Annotated in this window: 24 protein-coding genes and 1 pseudogene; 15 read left to right on the top strand and 10 right to left on the bottom strand. The window is 44.1% G+C overall.

The window, feature by feature from the left end; genetic code table 11:
* The first annotated feature begins 11 nt into the window (after positions 1-11).
* Complete coding sequence (locus ICE93_RS10975; protein WP_216188153.1) at positions 12-374, top strand: sirohydrochlorin chelatase; 363 nt, start codon at positions 12-14, stop codon at positions 372-374.
* Here the strand turns inward: ICE93_RS10975 and cobA are convergent.
* From cobA to ICE93_RS10960, 3 genes are read right to left on the bottom strand one after another with little or no spacing between them, the layout of a single operon-like run.
* Positions 297-1,133 (bottom strand): uroporphyrinogen-III C-methyltransferase, encoded by an 837-nt coding sequence (cobA, locus tag ICE93_RS10970; RefSeq protein ID WP_216188414.1) that lies wholly within the window; start codon positions 1,131-1,133, stop codon positions 297-299. The two genes, ICE93_RS10975 and cobA, sit on opposite strands and share 78 nt — an antisense overlap.
* 48 nt (positions 1,134-1,181) lie before the next feature.
* Positions 1,182-1,748, bottom strand: coding sequence for a DUF934 domain-containing protein (locus ICE93_RS10965; RefSeq protein WP_216188151.1), 567 nt, complete (start codon positions 1,746-1,748; stop codon positions 1,182-1,184).
* Positions 1,745-3,457, bottom strand: coding sequence for a nitrite/sulfite reductase (locus tag ICE93_RS10960; protein WP_216188149.1), 1,713 nt, complete (start codon positions 3,455-3,457; stop codon positions 1,745-1,747). The genes ICE93_RS10965 and ICE93_RS10960 overlap by 4 nt, the downstream gene beginning before the upstream one ends.
* Positions 3,458-3,644: 187 nt before the next feature.
* Here ICE93_RS10960 and ICE93_RS10955 point away from each other — a divergent pair, with 187 nt between their 5' ends.
* Both ICE93_RS10955 and ICE93_RS10950 read left to right on the top strand, forming a co-directional pair.
* Positions 3,645-3,875, top strand: coding sequence for a type II toxin-antitoxin system RelE/ParE family toxin (locus tag ICE93_RS10955; protein ID WP_216188147.1), 231 nt, complete (start codon positions 3,645-3,647; stop codon positions 3,873-3,875).
* 55 nt (positions 3,876-3,930) lie between these two features.
* Complete coding sequence (locus tag ICE93_RS10950) at positions 3,931-4,233, top strand: HigA family addiction module antitoxin (RefSeq protein ID WP_216188145.1); 303 nt, start codon at positions 3,931-3,933, stop codon at positions 4,231-4,233.
* Between the two features lie 82 nt (positions 4,234-4,315).
* Here the strand turns inward: ICE93_RS10950 and ICE93_RS10945 are convergent, their stop codons facing one another.
* On the bottom strand, positions 4,316-4,687 hold the full coding sequence (locus tag ICE93_RS10945; protein ID WP_216188143.1) for a hypothetical protein: 372 nt from the start codon (positions 4,685-4,687) through the stop codon (positions 4,316-4,318).
* A 4-nt stretch (positions 4,688-4,691) separates the two neighbouring features.
* Complete coding sequence (locus ICE93_RS10940; RefSeq protein ID WP_216188141.1) at positions 4,692-5,027, bottom strand: hypothetical protein; 336 nt, start codon at positions 5,025-5,027, stop codon at positions 4,692-4,694.
* A gap of 72 nt (positions 5,028-5,099) precedes the next feature.
* Here ICE93_RS10940 and ICE93_RS10935 point away from each other — a divergent pair, with 72 nt between their 5' ends.
* The 4 genes from ICE93_RS10935 to ICE93_RS10920 all read left to right on the top strand — a co-directional run bounded on the left by ICE93_RS10935 (position 5,100) and on the right by ICE93_RS10920 (position 7,813).
* Positions 5,100-5,678 (top strand): HdeD family acid-resistance protein, encoded by a 579-nt coding sequence (locus ICE93_RS10935; RefSeq protein ID WP_216188139.1) that lies wholly within the window; start codon positions 5,100-5,102, stop codon positions 5,676-5,678.
* 42 nt (positions 5,679-5,720) lie between these two features.
* A complete protein-coding gene (locus ICE93_RS10930; RefSeq protein WP_216188137.1) occupies positions 5,721-5,897 on the top strand; it encodes a hypothetical protein in 177 nt (58 codons plus the stop codon).
* A gap of 16 nt (positions 5,898-5,913) precedes the next feature.
* Positions 5,914-6,975 (top strand): acyltransferase, encoded by a 1,062-nt coding sequence (locus tag ICE93_RS10925; protein ID WP_216188135.1) that lies wholly within the window; start codon positions 5,914-5,916, stop codon positions 6,973-6,975.
* 178 nt (positions 6,976-7,153) lie between these two features.
* Entirely contained in the window at positions 7,154-7,813 is a 660-nt protein-coding gene (locus ICE93_RS10920; protein WP_216188413.1) for an NYN domain-containing protein, read from the top strand.
* A gap of 5 nt (positions 7,814-7,818) precedes the next feature.
* Here the strand turns inward: ICE93_RS10920 and yjgA are convergent, their stop codons facing one another.
* From yjgA to ICE93_RS11445, 3 genes and pseudogenes are all read right to left on the bottom strand, one after another.
* Positions 7,819-8,346: a ribosome biogenesis factor YjgA gene (gene yjgA, locus ICE93_RS10915; protein ID WP_216188133.1), complete on the bottom strand. Its 528-nt coding sequence runs from the start codon at positions 8,344-8,346 to the stop codon at positions 7,819-7,821.
* 31 nt (positions 8,347-8,377) lie between these two features.
* Entirely contained in the window at positions 8,378-8,695 is a 318-nt protein-coding gene (locus ICE93_RS10910) for a helix-turn-helix domain-containing protein (protein WP_255554654.1), read from the bottom strand.
* A gap of 36 nt (positions 8,696-8,731) precedes the next feature.
* Positions 8,732-8,905: pseudogene (locus ICE93_RS11445) on the bottom strand (type II toxin-antitoxin system RelE/ParE family toxin); the annotation flags it as partial.
* 243 nt (positions 8,906-9,148) lie between these two features.
* Between ICE93_RS11445 and ICE93_RS10900 the strand changes: the two are divergent.
* From ICE93_RS10900 to ICE93_RS10875, 6 genes are all read left to right on the top strand, one after another.
* Entirely contained in the window at positions 9,149-10,774 is a 1,626-nt protein-coding gene (locus ICE93_RS10900) for a GMC family oxidoreductase (RefSeq protein ID WP_216188131.1), read from the top strand.
* Between the two features lie 22 nt (positions 10,775-10,796).
* Positions 10,797-11,684 (top strand): EamA family transporter, encoded by an 888-nt coding sequence (locus ICE93_RS10895; RefSeq protein ID WP_216188410.1) that lies wholly within the window; start codon positions 10,797-10,799, stop codon positions 11,682-11,684.
* Between the two features lie 145 nt (positions 11,685-11,829).
* Positions 11,830-13,014 carry an ABC transporter substrate-binding protein gene (locus ICE93_RS10890; RefSeq protein ID WP_216188128.1) on the top strand — a complete coding sequence of 395 codons (1,185 nt, stop codon included), beginning with the start codon at positions 11,830-11,832 and terminating at the stop codon, positions 13,012-13,014.
* A 143-nt stretch (positions 13,015-13,157) separates the two neighbouring features.
* Positions 13,158-14,036 carry a branched-chain amino acid ABC transporter permease gene (locus ICE93_RS10885; RefSeq protein WP_216188126.1) on the top strand — a complete coding sequence of 293 codons (879 nt, stop codon included), beginning with the start codon at positions 13,158-13,160 and terminating at the stop codon, positions 14,034-14,036.
* Positions 14,036-15,964, top strand: a complete 1,929-nt coding sequence (locus ICE93_RS10880; protein WP_216188123.1) for an ATP-binding cassette domain-containing protein — start codon at positions 14,036-14,038, stop codon at positions 15,962-15,964. Before ICE93_RS10885 ends, ICE93_RS10880 begins: the two co-directional genes overlap by 1 nt.
* Before the next feature lie 31 nt (positions 15,965-15,995).
* Complete coding sequence (locus ICE93_RS10875) at positions 15,996-16,724, top strand: ABC transporter ATP-binding protein (protein WP_215348454.1); 729 nt, start codon at positions 15,996-15,998, stop codon at positions 16,722-16,724.
* Positions 16,725-16,789: 65 nt separating this feature from the next.
* Here the strand turns inward: ICE93_RS10875 and ICE93_RS10870 are convergent, their stop codons facing one another.
* Positions 16,790-17,290, bottom strand: coding sequence for a hypothetical protein (locus tag ICE93_RS10870; protein ID WP_216188121.1), 501 nt, complete (start codon positions 17,288-17,290; stop codon positions 16,790-16,792).
* A 59-nt stretch (positions 17,291-17,349) separates the two neighbouring features.
* Positions 17,350-18,168 (bottom strand): sulfite exporter TauE/SafE family protein, encoded by an 819-nt coding sequence (locus ICE93_RS10865; RefSeq protein ID WP_216188119.1) that lies wholly within the window; start codon positions 18,166-18,168, stop codon positions 17,350-17,352.
* Positions 18,169-18,259: 91 nt separating this feature from the next.
* On the opposite strand from ICE93_RS10865, the gene ICE93_RS10860 reads away from it, so the two are divergent.
* Complete coding sequence (locus ICE93_RS10860; protein ID WP_216188117.1) at positions 18,260-19,132, top strand: MBL fold metallo-hydrolase; 873 nt, start codon at positions 18,260-18,262, stop codon at positions 19,130-19,132.
* Position 19,133: 1 nt separating this feature from the next.
* Positions 19,134-19,445 carry a metalloregulator ArsR/SmtB family transcription factor gene (locus ICE93_RS10855; protein WP_216188115.1) on the top strand — a complete coding sequence of 104 codons (312 nt, stop codon included), beginning with the start codon at positions 19,134-19,136 and terminating at the stop codon, positions 19,443-19,445.
* The last annotated feature ends 4 nt before the right edge of the window (positions 19,446-19,449 follow it).

Raw genomic sequence — 19,449 nt, 5'->3', positions numbered from 1 at the left:
TAAAGCCATCCATGAAAGCCATTATCCTATTTGGACACGGAGCAAGAGATAGCCGTTGGCGCGAGCCTTTTGATCGCTTGGTAGGGTTGTGGCGTGAGCAACATTCCAGTACCCCTGTTGAACTCGCTTTTTTAGAAATGATGCAGCCTTCTCTGGAGGAGGCGGTCGCCGCTTTGGTTGCCCAAAACATCAATGAAATTATTGTGGTGCCAGTGTTCTTTGGACAGGGTGGTCATTTGCGGAATGATTTCCCCACGTTGCTAGAGTCCTGTCAAAAACAGTACACCGGGGTCAAATTAAGCGCTACGCCGGCTGTTGGCGAGGACTTGGCTGTTTTGCAAGCTATCGTTGATTTTGGCGCCAGAGCTCTCTAAGTTTTCACTGGTTTGACTTTTATTTCTTAAAGCTTCGCCAATCATGATGAGGGTTGGCGAACTACTATCAAACCAGGCATCTGCTTTGCCTGCTGCCAATTCTGCCAAAGTGCTAATCCATTGGCGCTCTTGTGGCGTGCTTACTGCTTCCAAGACATGAACAGGAGTGTCTGCACTGTGCTTGCTTAAGCCTTGAGAATTTTGCTTAATCAATTTCATCGCAATACGGGCAGCATCTTTACGACCCATGTAGTACACCAGGGTGTCTGCATTTGGATTGATTATTGGGGAAGTGGGGTTTGCTTCGAGCACATTCTCATTGCCTTGCGCAAGCGTTACAAAGGCAACGCTGCGTGATATTCCACGTAGCGTTAATGATTGCTGAATGCTGGCTGCACCTGCTAATGCTGCGGTAATGCCTGGAACAACAGAAACTTCTATACCTGCAGCTTTGAGAGTCTGAATTTCTTCATCGGTCCGTCCAAAGAGCATTGGATCTCCGCCTTTGAGGCGAACAATGATTTGATGCTTATGAGCAGCATCCACTAATCGTTTATTGATAAATTGCTGTGCAGAAGAAAGCTTGCCGCAACGTTTACCAACGGCCACCGTAATTGCTTGTGGGCAGAGTTTTAATATGGCTGGATCAACCAAGGCATCGTAGAACACGATATCTGCTCGCTCCAGTAACTTGGCACCGCGCACAGTAATGAGATCTACTGCACCAGGGCCGGCGCCTACTAAATACACTTTACCCAGTGTGTTGCTAGCGTGATTATTTAAAGCGGTAGTCATAGATTTTATTGTTTAAGCGCTTAAGGTTGCGCGCTTATCGCGCCAGCTATTTTGAGTAGTCACAGAGTACAAATTAAATTGCTTGAGCGCTACGTCTAATTTTTGGTCAGGACGTAATGCAAAACTATCAAAGCCTACGCGCGCACCCTGTAGTACTTGATCGATCAACACATCACCAATTGCACGAATCTCGCCTTGCCATGTAAAGCGACTACGCAGTAGAGCTGCAGTACTAAAGCTTCTGCCATCTCTAAAAATAGGAAAGTGCGCTGCTACTAAAGGCCAAATAGCTTTACCTGCTTCAATGACGTCCACATGCTTCAGGATGTCATCATCGCTTGCAAACCAAACCCCGATCTGACCATTTTTTGCTTTAGCAATGACATCTGCTTCAAGGTGATGTGTGATCCACCAGGTAAATGGCACAAGAACCTTATGGGCGCCATGCTCTATGTCAGGCAGACCACCTTCATCTTGGCTGCCACTCCAGATTTGCCACTCATTTTCGACTAGAGTGGGTTTACCACCTTTGGGAAAGTGCACAATTTCTTGATGGGAGGCGATATTTAATTGACTCATGCTGCGCCCCCTTCAGCTACCTTCTCAACCTTTTCTTTTTTCTTCGCATTTTTGTAGGCTGCTTCTTTGAATGGAGCAACACCTAAGCGACGATAGGTATCAATAAAAGATTCATGCTCGCTACGTTCTGCAACATACGTGTTGATGATATTCGTCATCACGTCGGGTATCTCGTCAGCATAGAAAGATGGGCCGATGACTTTACCAGTAGCGGCATCATTGCCTTGCTCGCCACCTAATGTGATTTGGTACCACTCTTCACCGTCTTTATCTACACCCAGTACGCCAATATTGCCTACGTGGTGGTGTCCACAAGAGTTAATACAGCCAGAAATATTAAGGCTGATGTCACCTAAGTCAAATAGGTAATCCAGATCATCAAAGCGTTCCTGAATAGCCTTAGCTATTGGGAGAGATTTGGCATTCGCAAGTGAGCAGAAGTCGCCACCAGGACAAGCGATGATGTCAGTGAGTAAGCCAACGTTGGGCAGAGCAACTTTTTGTTTCTTAGCTTCTTGCCAGAGCTCATATAACTTCCCTTGCTCGACATCAGCAAGCACTAAGTTTTGTTCGTGAGTCGCACGCAACTCACCAAAGCTATATTGATCAGCTAAATCAGCGATTGAATACATCTGCGCTGTGGTTGCATCACCAGGGGCAACTGTGCCATGTGGCTTTAGTGACAAAATTACACTTGCATAACCAGCTACTTGGTGCGGTTTGACGTTGCGTTCCAGCCATCGTGTAAAAGCAGTTTTATCAGCCTCGCTAGCTGTATTAATGACTTGCTGATTCGTTAATGCTGGCAATGTTTTGTATGCAGGTTTTGTGAAATGCTTGGCAACACGATCCCACTCGGCTTGAGTAAAATTGTCATCCCCATTTTTAATGTGACTCCATTCACCTTCTACCTGACGAGCAAACTCCTCTGGTCCTAAAGCCTTCACCAAAATCTTAATGCGAGCCTTGTAAAGGTTATCTCTTCTACCAAAGCGGTTATAAACGCGCAGCAACGCAGTAAGGTAGCTTGGCAGCACATTCCAAGGAAGACCTAGTTTGATGAGCGACCCTAAAATAGGGGTGCGTCCCATGCCACCACCAGCATAGATATCAGCAGTCAATTGACCGGCAGCATTATTCTTGAGTTCAATGCCCACATCATGACAAAGCAATACAGTGCGATCTTCTTTAGCACCATTTACTGCGAATTTAAATTTACGCGGTAAGTGTGCAAACTCAGGATGCAGAGTTGACCATTGACGTAGTAGTTCGCAGATGGGGCGAGTATCGACATATTCATCGCCAGCAACACCAGCGAAGGCATCACTTGTAATATTCCGAATGCAGTTACCCGAAGTTTGGATGGCATGCATTTCTACTTTGGCAAGCTCGGCCAAAATATCTGGAGTGTCTTCAAGAGTTACCCAGTTGTACTGAATATTTTGGCGTGTAGTGAAGTGACCATAACCACGGTCATACTTTTCAGAGATGAGCGCCAGAGTGCGAAGCTGTTTTGAACTAAATAGACCGTAAGGAATCGCAACACGCAACATATAAGCGTGACGTTGGTGGTACAGGCCGTTCTGCAAACGTAGAGGGCGAAACTCCTCTTCAGCTAGGCTGCCATCAAGACGTCTAGCAACTTGGTCGCGGAATTGGGCAACCCGTTGATCTACTAGGGTCTGGTCAATAGCATCGTATTTATACATAAGGAGGCTATTGTCATATTTGCTAGATATTTCCACAAATAATTAAAAATTGATTCTATATACCTATATCAATATATAAATACTCTAGGCCAGAATTGCCATAGATGCCCGCTGCAAGGATTCTTTTGGAGAAAAAAGTAATAAATATTCCATTTTACAGATTCTGTTATACAGAATATCATTGGGAATGATCCGCTCATTTTCTTGTGAACTTACGAAAGATTTATTTGAAAGTAGGGCTACGAGAAAGTTTGTGAATATAGAGAGGGTAGCGCGACGAAAGTTATTGCAATTGCATGCTGCTTGCTTAATAGATTTGAGGGTGCCTCCAGGCAACATGTTGGAAGCTTTAAGTGGAAATCGCAAAAGACGGCATAGTATTCGAATTAACGCTCAGTGGCGCATTTGTTTTGATTAGTGTGAAGACGGTGCTTACGATGTAGAAATTGTGGACTACCACTGAGGAGATGGTGATGACAAAATTACTTGATGAAATTCATCCTGGTGAAATACTGTTGGAAGACTTTATGAAGCCGATGGGCATTACTGCTCGCCAATTAGCTGCTGATATCGATGTTTCGCCCAGTCGAATTAGTGAGATTGTGAACGGTGCTCGTCCCATTACCGCCGATACTGCCTTGCGACTTGGTCTGTTCTTTTCAATGGAGCCTAGATTTTGGTTAAACCTGCAGGCCGATTACGATATGCGTGTTGCAAGAAGAACACTGCAGAAAGAAATAGAGCCAAGAATTCGGGTTTTTAAAATAGCCGCCTAGTTAGTAAATACGACAAACTAAAAAGCCCCGGAATATCGGGACTTTTGATTTAAATCTTTTGATCAATAAGTAGGCTATCTGCTTACAACCCGTTTTCGCGATAGTGCTTATAAAGGTTGGCAATCGAGGTAAACCCAAGAACGACGATCAGAACCGCAAATAGATATTCAATGGTGAGGTATGTATAAACGCCCAGTTGCACCAGGACTGCAGCAACAACGAAAGCAGCAATCGATCCAAATGCAACTAGCTTAAAGTTGGGTACGAAAGCGCCTAAGGTGATGGCGATAAAGACAATGTAGAGGTCTGAAACGAGCAGATCAGCTGTTACAAAGATGCTATTGGTAAGTTCGGGGTTGGTGATTTTTCCCAAAACAGCAATGACTAAGATGGAGGCCAAGATCGCAAAGTTGAGCTTTGCTTTGAGAAGAATGGTCTTAAATTGATCGCCCATGGTGTTATGAGGCGCTGCCGTTAAATACGAGGCTGATGCCAATCCACAAAATAATAAAAGCAATCAAAATAGTTGAACCAATTTTCTTGAGGAAATACTCTAGACTATCCATGTACGCCTCATCGCCTCTGCCGAAGTAATGATCAAAGCGCTTCCAATAAAGTCGACCCACGACTAGCGGAAGAAGCATCGCGACGATGCCTAAAATAACGGTTAAGGTGTTATCCATACTGAAACTTTCTTTGCTAACAATCTCAAAGGATTGGCTGTAAAGGCTAAAGAATACCCGTTTTTGTTTTTCGTCCAGCCCAGTGACACTTTGGGGCTCATCAATCGTCATTATTAAGGGCTAAAAGGCGTTTGTTGATAAAGTAGAGGCTACTTTTCAACTACTTCATTCGAAAGCACCCATATGACCGAACTATCAACCGACCAGATTCAGGAGCTCCGCACAAAAGTATTGGGTGCGGCTGCCAAAGTTCCAGGCGCCTTAATTGGTCTTGGAATTTTATTTATCGTTCTGGGCATGATCGGTATTGCAGGTCAAACCTTATTCTCATTTATCTCGGTTAATGTTTTAGGTATTTTCTTATTTGCAGGTGGATTACTTCAGGGTGCACATGCCCTAAAATCAAGGGGCTGGAAAAGTGTAGGTGTGCAATTGGTTTTGGCAGCTCTCTACATTGCCGCAGCTATTTTCACTTGGGCTTTCCCAATTCCTGCACTGGAAGCAATAACTTTGTGGCTGGCCGCAATCTTCTTTGTAACAGGTGCTTTGCGTTTGATCTCAGCATTCCAACACCGTCACTTCCGTGAATGGTTCTGGATGGTACTGTCATCAGCAATTTCCATCTTGATGGGCGTATTGATCATGAATGGCTACCCAGAATCTAGCCTCTGGCTTCCTGGTATGTTGATTGCGATCGAGTTATTGTTACAAGGTTGGTCATTGTTGTTTATGGGTCTAGCAGCACGCTCACTGATTAAATAACTCAGTAATTAGATTTGGAAAGTACAGCAAAGAGTCTTCATCATGGCAATGAAAAAAACCGATCTCTATAAGAATTTAGCTTTGAAAACGGCGCAGGGAATGAAAAACGCCACCAAGACTCCTAAGTTGGGCGCGGATGAGAGGGCAAAATCGAAAAAGGAATTAGCAAATGCCAATCCCTTGCTGGCATCTTTGATGGGTAAAACCAAATCTAAATAATAGTTGTAACTAATACTTGAAACAGACAGGACCACTTTTTCTTATTGATTTCCTCAAGGTCTTTGCGGCCCTGTTAATCATTCTGCATCACCTCTCAAGTTATGGGCAAATTGCAGAAGACGCCCGACGAGTTCTGCCAGGTCTAATGACTTGGCTATTTGAGTATGGGCGCTATGCAGTGCAGATCTTTTTGGTGATGGCTGGTTATTTGGCTTCTCAATCCTTGAGTCGTTATGCCAATCTCAAATTTAGCGCCAATAGTTTGCTCAAGTTGATTCTGAATCGCTATCTGCGTTTATTTGCGCCGTATGCTGTTGCACTAATTTTTACAATTGTGTGCGCATATATTGCACGCTTTTGGGTCAATGACGAATTCGTTGGTGAATCTGAAACGCTCTCGCAATTTCTGGCGCACCTCTTTTTTATTCAAGGCATCTTAGGCTTGGATTCTATTTCTGCCGGTGCTTGGTATGTGGCTATTGATTGGCAGCTGTATTCAGTATTGGCAGTCTTATTTATTTCTTTCCCGAGCTACCAGGCATTGATCTGGTTAATTAGCGTTCTAGCCGTTAGTTCTTTACTGTTCTTCAATCGCTCGGCTGACTATGAAGCCTATTTCATTTATTTCATTGGATCGTATGGTCTGGGGGTGCTAGCTTACTTAGCTAGCCGTTTTCAAGATATAAGTATTCAGCGTTTGGCAAAGTTCGCATTGATTTTGATTGGTTTAATTATTGCCGGCGCTTCATTTCAACAAGTTTGGCTCAGAAATTTCCTCGCTTGGTTTGTGGCCCTAGCCTTGTATTTATGGGGCGATATTCAATATCCGAAAGCCATTTCTCAGAAAGGTTTGGCAAAGCTTATTGCCTGGGGGAGTCAGCGCTCTTACTCAGCTTTCTTGATTCACTTTGCATTTATATTACTAGCAAATACGATCTATATTGCCTTTGACATGTATACCTATGAAAGTGGCGCATTGGCCATTGCTTTGATGCTCTTGGTTGTATCAACCAGTGTGATTGCTGCTAATTATGTTTATCGCTGGATAGAGGTTCCAGCACTCGCTTTAAAAATATAAGAGTAGGTTCTGGTAGAAAAAGTTGCTTTACAGTCGCTTCTCCAGGCGGTATTTACAAAATAATTTTTAAGTGTATAGTAATAGCACGACTCACCTTATAACCGCCCAGTGACCCTGAGCGCTTTTGAGGCAACAAGCCACCTTCGGGTGGCTTTGTCTTTTTTAGGATGGCAAAAATATCAAAACTATTGTCTATATTGATGGTTACAACCTCTACTATGGCCTATTGAGAAAATCAAAATTAAAGTGGCTGGATGTAGTGCAGCTATTTGAGGTGCATGTTTTAGATAAAAAAGTTGAGTTAGTTGAGGTGCGCTATTACACGGCTCCCGTTTTGGGAAGAATGTCAGATGACCCGGGATCCACTCAAAGGCAGCGTCAATATCTTCAAGCACTCAGAAATTTACATCCACAACGTTTGGTGATAATCGAGGGAAAAATTCAAGCATCCAAGCCTTATTTAAGATTGGCAAAATCAATCCCTGAGTTACCTGAATTACAGATAGTGCAAGTTCTCGACTTTAATGAAAAGAAAACGGATGTGAACTTGGCATCAGACTTGATTACTGGTGCTTGGACTGGCTCCTATGAACAAGCTGTCATTTGTAGCAATGATTCTGATCTAGAGGGCGCTTTAGCAGCTATTAAAAGCCATCATCCAGGGCTCAGAATAGGAATTGTTGCGCCAATCTCCGGAGAAAGTCATCGACATATTTCCGGCGACTTAACTCAATATGCGGATTGGCAAAAAGTCTTGAGCGTAGCTCACATTGCGCGATCTCAGCTGCCAGATAAAATTCTTAATTCAAAGCTACAAAAACCTGCTGCTTGGTACTAGCGCTCTTAAAGACCCATATCCTTAAGGACGCGGAAGATCTCGCGATAAGCCTTGGGCGGTTTGTTTTGTTCTTTTTCTTTGCGTGCATTCCGAATCAAGGTGCGCATATTCTGAATATCCATATCCGGATGTTGCTCAATCATTTTAGTGAATGCATCGTCATTCGCAATCAGTCTATCGCGATAGCTTTCTAGAAAATGTAATTTTGCAGTTTCTGCTTTGCTAATGCCTTGAATTGCATCTAAACGTTTTTGAATAGCGTCTAACTCATCTTCATCCAGAAAGCGCATCAGTTTGCCAAGATATTGCTTATGGCGACGAATCGCTTCAAAACTTTTAATCTTATTGGTTTCTGCAATAGCAGTCTTGATGGCCTCATCCAAAGGAATTGTTTTCAAAGCATCGCTACTGAGGGCTGCTAAAACCTCGGCCAGCTTCTGGCGCTCAGTCATTTGGCGCTTTAACTCTGACTTACTTGGTCCTTCATCGGCGTTAACCACCTTGGGAGTGCGATTCTTCTCATTAATATGCATATCGCTATTTTAGACGGGTATTGAGGTTGAACTAATCTTTGGATATTTTCTGTTTCAATAGTTTTAAATCACTGCTAGAAAATAACTGGCTTCTTCCAATGATGGATGATGGTTTCAATTTCCCCGCCTGAACATATCTTCGTAGGGTTGGAAGGGAGATTTCCAAAAATTCTGCTGCCTCTTCGGCAGAAAAGCTTGCATTTTTAAGATGTCCAAAGACTTGCTCATGCGTATAGTCGGTCTCTTGGAATGCTTTTATAGCAATTAAAGAGAAAAATTTAATCCGTTCTTTTGATGGCATTTTTTGTATTTGCACAAACAGATCCTCTGCAGTCATGTATTGAGACATATAGGCCTTACTTTCTGTATTGAAATGGCTAATTCATCATTGAAATCGAATGGACTTTTTTAATTGAGTATAAAAATTTTCATGGGGTCCGATTTGACAAAATTCAATCCAGGTAATTTCTATAGCTTCTGCAAAACAATCAAATTGATAAGCCATTAAGTATTCCTGGGTATTAAAGCGAAACTTGTAAACAAAAATTTCATTGAGATCGCCTAACTTTTGCTACCCAATCCTAGGGTTATCGCAAACTTCTGCAACCTTGGTTTCAATTGTTAACTGCAGCGGTTTTGAGGCCTTTTTAACAAATTGGGCAAAGGCTTTTTTATAGGTTGTTCTCATGATCTAATATTAGATCAAAAATGATTATATAACAAATCAACAAAAGTACTATTAAATACCCGATTTTTTGTATTGGTAAATAATGGAGCTGAGACAAATACACTTAAATCAAAGATGACTCAAACAAACACTTACGACTACATCATCATTGGGGCAGGCAGTGCAGGCTGTATGTTAGCTAAGCGCTTAACCGAAAACCCCAATAAGAAAGTCTTGCTGATTGAGGCTGGCAAGAACGACAACTACATTTGGATTCATATTCCAGTTGGTTATTTGTATTGCATTGATAACCCAAGAGCAGATTGGCGTTTCAAGACTGCTGCTGAAAATGGCTTAAACGGTAGATCTTTGTTATATCCCCGTGGTCGTGTTCTGGGGGGCTGCTCATCTATTAACGGCATGATCTATATGCGCGGGCAAGCAGGTGATTACGATTCTTGGGTGCAAGCAACAGGTGATGATTCTTGGTCTTGGGAAAATGCTCTGCGTCGCTACAAATCATTTGAGGATTACCACGGCCTTGCCAATCAATGGCATAGCAAAGGCGGTGAGTGGACAGTGTCCAAACAGCGCTTGCGTTGGCCCATCATGGATCGCTTTAAGGATGCCGCTGTACAGGCTGGTATTCCAGCTTCGGATGACTTCAATCGTGGCGATAACTTTGGCGTAGGCTACTTCGATGTGAGTCAACGCGCTGGTTGGCGCTTAAATACTTCAAAGGCATTCTTAAGAGATGCTGCTAAGCGTAGCAACCTCACGATCATTACCGAAGCATTAGTAAATAAACTGAAGATTGATCCCGCAACTAAAAATTGTTATGGTGTTGAGTACATCAAGAGTGGTCAAACTTGTGAGGCCTTATGTGCCATTGAGCAGGGCGGTGAAGTGCTGCTGAGTGGCGGCGCTATTGGCAGCGTGCAAATATTAGAGCGCTCAGGTATTGGATCTGCAGCACACCTTAATCAATTGGGTATCCCGGTTATCGCCGATCTTCCGGGTGTGGGTGAGAATCTGCAAGACCATTTGCAGCTTCGCATGGTTTACAAAGTAAGTGGCATTAAGACCCTTAATACCAAGGCTAATTCATTGCTTGGCAAACTGCTAATTGGCCTGGAGTATGTACTTAAGCGCTCTGGGCCAATGTCGATGGCGCCATCGCAGCTCGGTGCATTTGCATATAGCTCACCTGAGCAAAAGAGTGCGAATGTGGAATATCACGTTCAACCCTTGTCCTTAGAAAAGTTTGGTGAAGACTTGCATTCTTTCAATGCATTTACTGCAAGTGTTTGCAATCTGCGTCCCACTTCACGCGGTAGCGTGCACATTAATTCAATTGATCCAGAAGCGCCACCAGTGATTAGCCCTAATTACCTATCAACTGATGAAGATCGTAAGGTGGCAGCAGAATCTTTGCGCTTAACTCGCAAGATTGTTGAACAGTCCGCTCTGAAGCCATATGCCCCAGAAGAATATAAGCCCGGTATTCAGTATCAAACGGATGGGGAGTTGGTCAAGGCGGCAGGTGACATTGGCACTACGATCTTTCATCCAGTGGGAACGTGCAAGATGGGGCGCGCAGATGACCGGATGGCCGTACTTGACTCTCAACTACGTGTGCGAGGTATTCATCATCTGCGCGTAGTGGATGCTTCAGCGATGCCGACAATTACCTCGGGTAACACTGCTGCACCAACCATGATGATTGCAGAACGTGTAGCAGAATTACTTACGCGTGAATAATATTCCGCAAAAAAGCTACTCATTGCCAGTGAGCCATTTATTGTTGGCACTGGCTATTGTTGCGGTGTGGGGGACTAACTTTGTAGTGATTAAGTTATCCCTCAATTCTTTTCCACCTTTCTTATTTGCTGCACTTCGCTACACGTTTGCTTTTCTGCCTTTGGCGCTTTTCTTTCCTATACCCAAGGTCTCATGGATCAATCTCTGTATTTATGGAGTTGCAGTGGGAGTGGGGCAGTTCGGAATTCTGTACTTTGCGATTGATGGCCGTATCTCCCCTGGCCTAGCTTCCTTGGTTATTCAGACACAGGTTTTTTTCACCATTGGCTTTGCAATGTTCTTTGCCAAAGAGCGTTTGCACACCTATCAAGTCATGGCCCTTCTGGTAGCAGTGGTTGGTTTAGTGGTTATTGCACTGCACACTGATGCCAACACCACTTTCCTCGGGCTTGCCTTGGTCGTATTTGCCGGACTCTCTTGGGGGGTGGCTAATACGGTTAGCCGTAGGGCAGGCTCGATCAATATGCTGTCTTATGTAGTTTGGGCTAGTGGATTTGCTATTCCACCCTTATTTGCCATGTCCTATCTATTTGAGGGTGGTTGGAGTCACATGAGTAATTCATTGGTCTCAGCACCAGTTGGGGCTTGGACCGGTGTTTTATGGCAATCTTGGGCTAACACCTTGTTTGGCTATGCGGCTTGGGCATGGCTACTCTCTAAGCATCCTGCAGCGGTTGTAGCACCTGCACCCTTATTAGTGCCCATCTTTGGTATGGGGGCTGCTGCTTATTTCCTAGCGGAACCATTGCCCCCATGGAAGATAGAGGCAGCGGGGTTAGTGATCGCTGGCTTAATGGTGAATTTATTCTGGCCAAGCATTGAACTTAAACTCAAGCGGCATTTTTCTTAAGAGTTTCTTCCCCTGGAGGCTAATGTAAAACCCTAATAGATGCCCCTTTTTTTGCCATTGTATTAACAGTAAGATAATCGTTCGTTTGTGTTTTACCAATAAAAAAGTATTTTATTCATTAGCAATTTTTAGTCATGGAGACTTTATGAACATTCGTCGTCACATTTTTGCAGTAGCTGCTACTGCCATGTTTGCAACTGGCGCCTACGCTGCCGATATTAAGCTTGGTCTTTCTGGTCCATTTACTGGCGGCTCTGCCTCTATGGGTGTGAGTATGCGTGACGGTGTTCGTCTTGCCGTTAAAGAAATCAACGCTGCTGGTGGTATCAACGGCAACAAAATCGTTTTGGTTGAGCGCGACGATGAAGCAAAAAATGAGCGTGGCGTGCAAATCGCACAAGAGTTGATCAACAACGAAAAAGTAGTTGCTACTTTGGGTTACATCAATACTGGCGTTGCATTGGCTTCACAACGCTTCTATCAAGATGCGAAGATTCCAGTAATGAACAACGTTGCTACTGGTTCTATCTTAACTAAGCAATTCCCTAACGCACCAGAGAACTATATTTTCCGTAATGCTGCTCCTGACAATATTCAAGCTCCATTGATCGCTAAAGAGGCGGTTGAGAAGCGTGGCTTGAAGAAAGTTGCGATTTTGGCTGACTCCACAAACTACGGTCAGTTGGGTCGTGAAGACTTAGAGAAGGCATTGAAGGGTTATGGCGTTACTCCAGTAGCGGTTGAGAAATTCAACATTGGTGATGTTGATATGACTTCACAAATCTTGAAAGCTAAAAATGCTGGTGCGGAAGTAATTTTGACTTACGCAATTGGACCTGAGTTGGCGCAAATTGCTAACGGTATGGCGAAGTTGGGTTGGAAAAAACCAATGATCGGTTCATGGACATTGTCTATGGCAAGCTTTATTGATACTGCTGGTAAGAATGGTAACGGCGCAACAATGCCACAAACTTACATTCAGACTCCATCCACAACTCCTAAGCGTAAGGCTTTCCAAGAAGCATACTTAAAAGAGTTCAAACCAAAGAACAACAACATTGCATCTCCAGTTTCTGCGGCACAAGGATATGACTCTGTTTACCTCTTGGCAGCCGCTATCAAGCAAGCAAACAGCACAGAAGGACCAAAGATTGTTGCAGCATTGCAGGATCTAAAGACCCCTGTTGATGGTGTTGTTATTACTTACAACAAGCCATTCTCCGCAACTGATCACGACGCTATCAAGATGAAAGACGTAGTCATGGGTGTGGTTGAAAACGGCCGCGTTGAGTTCTTGAATGCTGAGGACGCAACCCCTAAGAAGAAGTAACTCAACTTAGCAAAGCAGGCAAAATAATTTTATTTTGCACTGCAGCAATTGTTAAAACAAAGCGCCGCCCAAAAAGCGGCGTTTTGCTTACAATGTCGGATTCGTTAATAAAACAGTTTTAAGTATCTTTTAGGCCAACAATAATGGACATGCTTGCACAAATCCTCTCAAGCGGTATCGCTGTGGGGATGATCTATGCGGTTATCGCTTTCGGTTTCCAGCTCACTTTTGCCACATCAGGCACTTTGAACTTCGGTCAAGGTGAAGCGCTGATGTTAGGTGCTCTCGTAGGTTTAACCTGTGTGGACACTTTTGGCATGAACTACTGGGTCATGATTCCAGTCGTTTGCTTATTCGGAATGATTCAAGGTAGCTTCGTTGAGTTAATCGGCGTGCGTCCTGCGATCAAAATTAAATCCGAGTTTGGTTGGATTATGTCCACTATCGCTCTCGGTATTATTTTCAAGAACGTGGCAGAAAACATTTGGGGTCGCGATGCATTGCCATTTCCAGCCCCGTTGCCAATGGAGCCAATGAGTTTCTTGGGCGCAAGTATTTTGCCAATGGAAATTTTAGTGGTTGTTGGCGCATTGGTCATGATGTTGTTAGTAGAATTTTTTAACCGTAAAACAATTTACGGCAAGGCGGTTGTGGCAACAGCAAACGACCGTGACGCTGCTGGCTTGATGGGTATTAACACCAGCGTTGTGATTACTTTCTCTTATGCGCTTTCTTCTTTGACTGCAGCATTTGCTGGTGTATTGATTGCACCATTGACGCTGACTGGCGCAACCATGGGCGGTGCATTGGGCTTGAAGGCATTCGCAGTGGCAATTATTGGCGGCTTATCTAGCGGCATGGGCATTATTGTGGGCGGTCTGATCTTGGGTATTGTCGAAACAGCTACCGGATTTTATGTCTCTACTGGTTATAAAGATGTTCCAGGTTTGATTTTGTTATTGCTTGTATTGGCATTCAAACCATCTGGTCTATTCGGTAAATCTGCAATTAAGAAAGTTTAATGATGAAGAAGTCTCTAATACCGCTATTAATTGCGATTGCGGCACTCATTTGTTTGCCGTTGTTTATTCATAACCCTTATTACATTCACTTAGTTGAAACCATTCTGATCTATACCATCTTGTTGTATGGCTTAGATATCGTGGTGGGTTATGTTGGTCAGGTTTCCTTGGGTCATGCAGCTCTGTTTGGTATCGGCTCATACACTGCTGGTGTTTTGTACTTCCATTTCGGTTGGACAATTTGGGGAACCTTACCCGCATCCATCATCGTGACCTCTATCTTCGGCGGGATCTTGGCATTGCCAGCTCTGAAGGTAATTGGACCGTATTTGGCGATGGTGACCTTGGCATTCGGAACCATTGCACAGATTCTCATTAATGAGATGACTTGGTTGACTGAAGGCCCATTGGGTATCAAGATTCCTAAGCCTGATTTAATGGGCGTGCCAATGACCAAGGCAGAGTACTTCTGGATGGTTGGCATTATCTTGATCATTTCAATGATTGTTGTAGACCGTTTTGTGAAGTCACAAATTGGCCGTGCTTTTGAAGCCTTGCGTGATAGTCCGATTGCCTGTGACTGTATGGGTGTATCTGTGTATCGCTTTAAGGTAATCGCATTTGTGATTAGCGCTGCTTTCGCAGGTTTGGCTGGTTGCTTGTATGCATACTCCGAGCAATACATTTCACCAAATACTTACAACAACGAACTTGCTGTTTTGTTCTTGCTCGGCATCATTATGGGTGGACGCAAGTCTCGCCTTGGTGCTTTGATTGGTGCAGCCATCATTGTGTTGTTGCCGAAACTCTTGGACGATATCAACTTGTTCCGTATCGTTGCCTCGGTCATTGCCCTTGTGGTAATGGTTGGCGCTGGTATGGCTCTGTCTAAGAAGACGACTACTTTGCGTCGCGTTGCAGTACCTATCGCGGGCGTAGTAGGCTTAGCAGCATTCTCATTCTGGCTCAACACAATTTCCGACTGGCGTTTGAGTATTTTCGGCTTCATGATTTTGTTGGTGGTGTACTACTTGCAAAACGGTATCGTTGGTTTTGCAAAGAGCTTCTATCAATCGATCGTTGGCAAAGCAAAAACCACACGTGGTGGTGATGCTGAAGTGGTTGATGACTCTATTAGCTTCATTAGTAACGTGTCCAGCGCAAACGCTGGCGCAGAGCTGTTGAAGGTTGACTCTGTATTGATGCAGTTCGGCGGCCTGAAAGCCCTGAATAATGTTGATTTGAGCATCAAGCGCGGCACTATTCATGGCTTGATCGGTCCTAACGGTTCCGGTAAGAGCACCATGATGAACGTGTTGACAGGTATTTATATACCTACAGCCGGTAACGTTTTGTACGCTGGCGAAAGCGTTGTTGGTAAGACATCTTCCGACATTGCCTTGTCTGGTATTGCACGTACCTTCCAAAACGTTCAGCTTTTTGGTGAAATGACTGCGATCCAAAACATTTTGGTTGGCTTGCATCACACCTTCAAGTCAAACATGGTCGAAATCGCTTTGAATCTGCCACGCTACAAGCGTGAAGAAGCTGAAGCCCATGCTCGTGCAATGGCGCTCCTCAAGTTCGTTGGTTTGGATGACTTGGCTAACGAAGAAGCGCGTAACTTGCCATATGGTAAACAGCGTTTGCTCGAGATTGCCCGTGCCTTGGCATTGGACCCTGAGTTACTCCTGTTGGATGAGCCAGCAGCAGGCTTGACAGCTCCTGACATTAAAGAACTCTTGCGCATTATTCGTAAGATCCGCGATAGCGGTATTACCTTCATCCTGATTGAGCATCACATGGATGTGGTGATGTCAGTTTGCGATACCGTTTCTGTATTGGACTTCGGTCAAAAGATTGCAGAAGGTAAACCAGCTGAAGTTCAGGCAGACGAGAAGGTGATTCATGCCTACTTGGGTACTTAAATCACTAGAACATATTAAATCGGTAAATACCATGTTATCTATTAAGAATCTTGAAGCAGGCTACGGCAAAGTCAAAGTCCTCCACGGCATCAATATTGATGTTCCAAAAGGACAGGTGATAACTTTGATTGGCTCAAACGGCGCCGGCAAAACAACAACTATGCGTGCCATCACTGGCATGATCAAACCAACGGCTGGTGAAGTCACTCTGGGCGGTGAAAAAATTGATGGTTACGACTCTCATAAAATCGCCCGCTTAGGTTTGGCTCATAGCCCTGAAGGTCGTCGTGTGTTTACGACGATGTCAGTTACCGACAATTTATTGTTGGGCGCATTTCCACGCTTTACTGGGAGCCGTCCAAAAGGCGACATCAAGAATGATTTGGAAAAGTCTCTCGAAATGTTCCCTCGCTTGAAAGAGCGTCGCAACCAATTGGCTGGAACCCTATCTGGTGGTGAGCAACAAATGTTAGCTATGGCTCGTGCAGTGATGCTCAATCCAGAGATTATTCTCTTGGATGAACCATCTATGGGTTTGGCACCAATTTTGGTTGAGGAAGTATTTAAGATCATCTCTAACTTGAAGTCGCAAGGCGTGACCATGTTGTTGGTTGAGCAGTTTGCTGCTGCAGCCTTGAATGTGGCTGACTACGGTTATGTGCTTGAGAATGGCAAGATCGCTACTCACGGACCCGCTGCTAAGCTCAAGGACGATCCTGCTGTGAAAGCAGCTTACTTGGGTGGTGCTGGTGGCCACTAAGTAGCTAGTTAGATACCCAAACTGCCTCCAATAAAAAAGCCCTTAGCAATAAGGGTTTTTTCTTTTTAGCTGGCTATTAGCTTTACTGCTTCCCATATCAGTAGGGCGCGATAGCCCATATAAATACCAACTAAGGTAAATCCGAAAAGAAAGAGTTTTGGAATCAATGCGCCTTCAGCTACCAATTCACTATTGAGAAGGCCAATCGCTACGGCAAAAAAGAAGAGCGCCCCTAGTCCGAGGATGATCCAATTTTCATTACTGCTGACTTGTTGGGTTTGGTTGCTATAGGCGAGAACTTGAAGAGCTTCACCTTTTTGGTATCCAGCTACTGTAATTTGATCGCCATCAGCAATCTGCATCGGTGATGAAAACTTGGCTTCAATTGGCTTATCACCCAAATTAAATTTAGAGATAAAAAAGCGCTTGTAGTAGACGGAGGAATGATCGTGAGTAGGTTTTTCTGGATTCACGTATTCGAGCAATTCATTATTGAGATTGCTGACGATCCCAGAGATGGAGCTAATTGAGCTAGATAGCAAGGAAATTGGTTTATTTATCGACATCAGTGGAACTCCCAGGAGACCGATTGCTAGTATATAAAGAAGAAATTTGAGAAGTTTTCTCATAAGGCGTTAATGCCCTTGATGGTAAGACTGATCGCAACACCAAAAGTAAGTATGGCAAAGATTTGTTGCAGCCTTGGGCCACTCAATTTTTTACCTAGCGCGCGACCAACCAGAAGGCCGCATAAAGCCCCCAATGAAAAAGGCGCCGCAAGTGATAAATCTAAATTTCCTGAGACGGCTGAAAAGACTACACCACCGCTAGAGATAATGGCGAGTACACCTAGTGAGGTAGCAACAATCGATTGCACTGGAAGGTCGGTATAGCGTTTCAAGGCCGGAACAATTACAAAGCCACCGCCAACACCCAGTAGTCCTGACAAGAAGCCCGCCCAACTTCCGGAGAGCATTAGGGATCTTGCGCAGGGGATATTCCAATTCAATTTTCCGACTTCTGGATTCAGTAGGCATGGGGGTGGCTTGCGATTTCTCTTGGGGAGTTGAAGAATTTCTCTTCTAGCTTGAAGTAGTAAGCGGGTTGAAACAAAAAACAATGTGCCACTAAAAAGAATGAGTAGTGGGGCATTAGGCACTCTTTGCGCCACCCAAAGACCTAGTGGCGAGAGGAGGAGTCCAAATATGGCCATAAAGCCCGCAGCCTTGTAGCGCAAAATTTTATTCTTCAATCCAAGTAGTGCGCCTACGCCTGCAGAGAGTGCAATAGCAGAAAGAGAGACAGGTGCTGCTTCAGCTACAGGTAGATGCAAAACAAAAACCAGCAGAGGCACAGATAAGATGCCGCCTCCTGCACCGGTAAGCCCCATTAATAAGCCAACGATAAGGCCTAAGGCGGGGCTGATGAAGATTGAGTAGTCCATTGCAATTAATTTTATATTAAGATAATATATAAATATATATATCAATTACTCTTTTTGAGGTGTAATTAGGATATTTTTAGGAAGCTCTGCTATGAACCCAAAACCAAGCGCTGACGTTAAGGCATTCTTTGACCCAGAAACCTGGACTTTTACCTATGTGGTCTATGCGGGTAAAAAAAGCCCTTGCGTAGTCATAGACTCCGTATTGAACTACGATCCAAAGTCAGGCAGAACCGCTACAAAGTCTGCTGATGAAGTCATTAGCTTTATTCAGGGTGAGCAATTGCAGCTCACTTGGATACTAGAAACCCATGCACATGCTGATCACCTAACTGCAGCACCATATATTCAGAGTAAATTAGGTGGCAAGATTGTGATTGGCAACCACATTGCTAATGTGCAAAACGTATTTAAGGGCGTCTTTAATCTCGACGAGCAATTTGCTATTGATGGATCCCAGTTCGACTACTTATTAAAAGATGGCGAGTCTTTGCAATTTGGCAATCTCTCTTTAAAGGCCTTATACGTGCCTGGACATACACCTGCTTGCATGGCTTATGAAATTGGGGATGCACTATTTGTTGGGGATACCCTCTTCATGCCAGATGTGGGTACAGCGCGTTGCGACTTTCCGGGTGGAAGTGCTCAGACTTTATATCGGTCTATTCAGAGGGTATTGGCTTACCCTGATGAGACAAAGTTATATATGTGTCATGACTATCCGCCTACTGATCGTCCTGAAGCTTATTGCACAACGGTCGGCGAGCAGAAAAAGTCCAATATCCACGTTCACAATGGAATAACTGAGGAACAATTTGTGCAAATGCGCACTAAGCGAGATGCGACTCTCGCTATGCCTACTTTGATATTGCCATCCATTCAGGTCAATATTCGAGCGGGCCATTTTCCAGGGCCGGAAGCTAATGGAAAGTCCTATTTAAAAATCCCTTTAAACGCTCTCTAATATGACTATTACTAAATCCGAGCTCAAGAAAATGCAGGCATCTGCTGCTGACGCCTGTAAGTTAATGAAAGTCTTGTCTAATAGTGACCGCATGATGCTCTTATGTGAAATCGGTCAAAGCGAAAAATGTGTTAGCGAGTTAGAGGCTGCTTTGGATCTACATCAGCCGACTCTATCACAGCAATTAACCGTGCTTCGCAAAGAAAGATTAGTAAAGACGCGTAGAGAGGGTAAGCAAATTTACTATTCTCTAGCTAGTGAAGTGGCTGTTGCGGTCATGAGTCTGCTCTATAAGCACTATTGCAAAAAGTAGATCT

This window comes from Polynucleobacter sp. MWH-HuK1 (assembly GCF_018881815.1).
GTDB lineage: Bacteria > Pseudomonadota > Gammaproteobacteria > Burkholderiales > Burkholderiaceae > Polynucleobacter.
The sequence above is the reverse complement of the archived record's forward strand: the minus strand, read 5'-3'. Positions and strand labels throughout refer to the sequence as shown.

Coding starts and splice junctions, on each gene's coding strand:
- ICE93_RS10975 (WP_216188153.1), top strand. CDS start 12: ATGAAAGCCATTATCCTATTTGGACACGGAGCAAGAGATAGCCGTTGG.
- ICE93_RS10965 (WP_216188151.1), bottom strand. CDS start 1,748: ATGAGTCAATTAAATATCGCCTCCCATCAAGAAATTGTGCACTTTCCC.
- ICE93_RS10960 (WP_216188149.1), bottom strand. CDS start 3,457: ATGTATAAATACGATGCTATTGACCAGACCCTAGTAGATCAACGGGTT.
- ICE93_RS10955 (WP_216188147.1), top strand. CDS start 3,645: ATGATCCGCTCATTTTCTTGTGAACTTACGAAAGATTTATTTGAAAGT.
- ICE93_RS10950 (WP_216188145.1), top strand. CDS start 3,931: ATGACAAAATTACTTGATGAAATTCATCCTGGTGAAATACTGTTGGAA.
- ICE93_RS10945 (WP_216188143.1), bottom strand. CDS start 4,687: ATGGGCGATCAATTTAAGACCATTCTTCTCAAAGCAAAGCTCAACTTT.
- ICE93_RS10940 (WP_216188141.1), bottom strand. CDS start 5,027: ATGACGATTGATGAGCCCCAAAGTGTCACTGGGCTGGACGAAAAACAA.
- ICE93_RS10935 (WP_216188139.1), top strand. CDS start 5,100: ATGACCGAACTATCAACCGACCAGATTCAGGAGCTCCGCACAAAAGTA.
- ICE93_RS10930 (WP_216188137.1), top strand. CDS start 5,721: ATGGCAATGAAAAAAACCGATCTCTATAAGAATTTAGCTTTGAAAACG.
- yjgA (WP_216188133.1), bottom strand. CDS start 8,346: ATGCATATTAATGAGAAGAATCGCACTCCCAAGGTGGTTAACGCCGAT.
- ICE93_RS10910 (WP_255554654.1), bottom strand. CDS start 8,695: ATGTCTCAATACATGACTGCAGAGGATCTGTTTGTGCAAATACAAAAA.
- ICE93_RS10900 (WP_216188131.1), top strand. CDS start 9,149: ATGACTCAAACAAACACTTACGACTACATCATCATTGGGGCAGGCAGT.
- ICE93_RS10890 (WP_216188128.1), top strand. CDS start 11,830: ATGAACATTCGTCGTCACATTTTTGCAGTAGCTGCTACTGCCATGTTT.
- ICE93_RS10885 (WP_216188126.1), top strand. CDS start 13,158: ATGGACATGCTTGCACAAATCCTCTCAAGCGGTATCGCTGTGGGGATG.
- ICE93_RS10880 (WP_216188123.1), top strand. CDS start 14,036: ATGATGAAGAAGTCTCTAATACCGCTATTAATTGCGATTGCGGCACTC.
- ICE93_RS10875 (WP_215348454.1), top strand. CDS start 15,996: ATGTTATCTATTAAGAATCTTGAAGCAGGCTACGGCAAAGTCAAAGTC.
- ICE93_RS10870 (WP_216188121.1), bottom strand. CDS start 17,290: ATGTCGATAAATAAACCAATTTCCTTGCTATCTAGCTCAATTAGCTCC.
- ICE93_RS10865 (WP_216188119.1), bottom strand. CDS start 18,168: ATGGACTACTCAATCTTCATCAGCCCCGCCTTAGGCCTTATCGTTGGC.
- ICE93_RS10860 (WP_216188117.1), top strand. CDS start 18,260: ATGAACCCAAAACCAAGCGCTGACGTTAAGGCATTCTTTGACCCAGAA.
- ICE93_RS10855 (WP_216188115.1), top strand. CDS start 19,134: ATGACTATTACTAAATCCGAGCTCAAGAAAATGCAGGCATCTGCTGCT.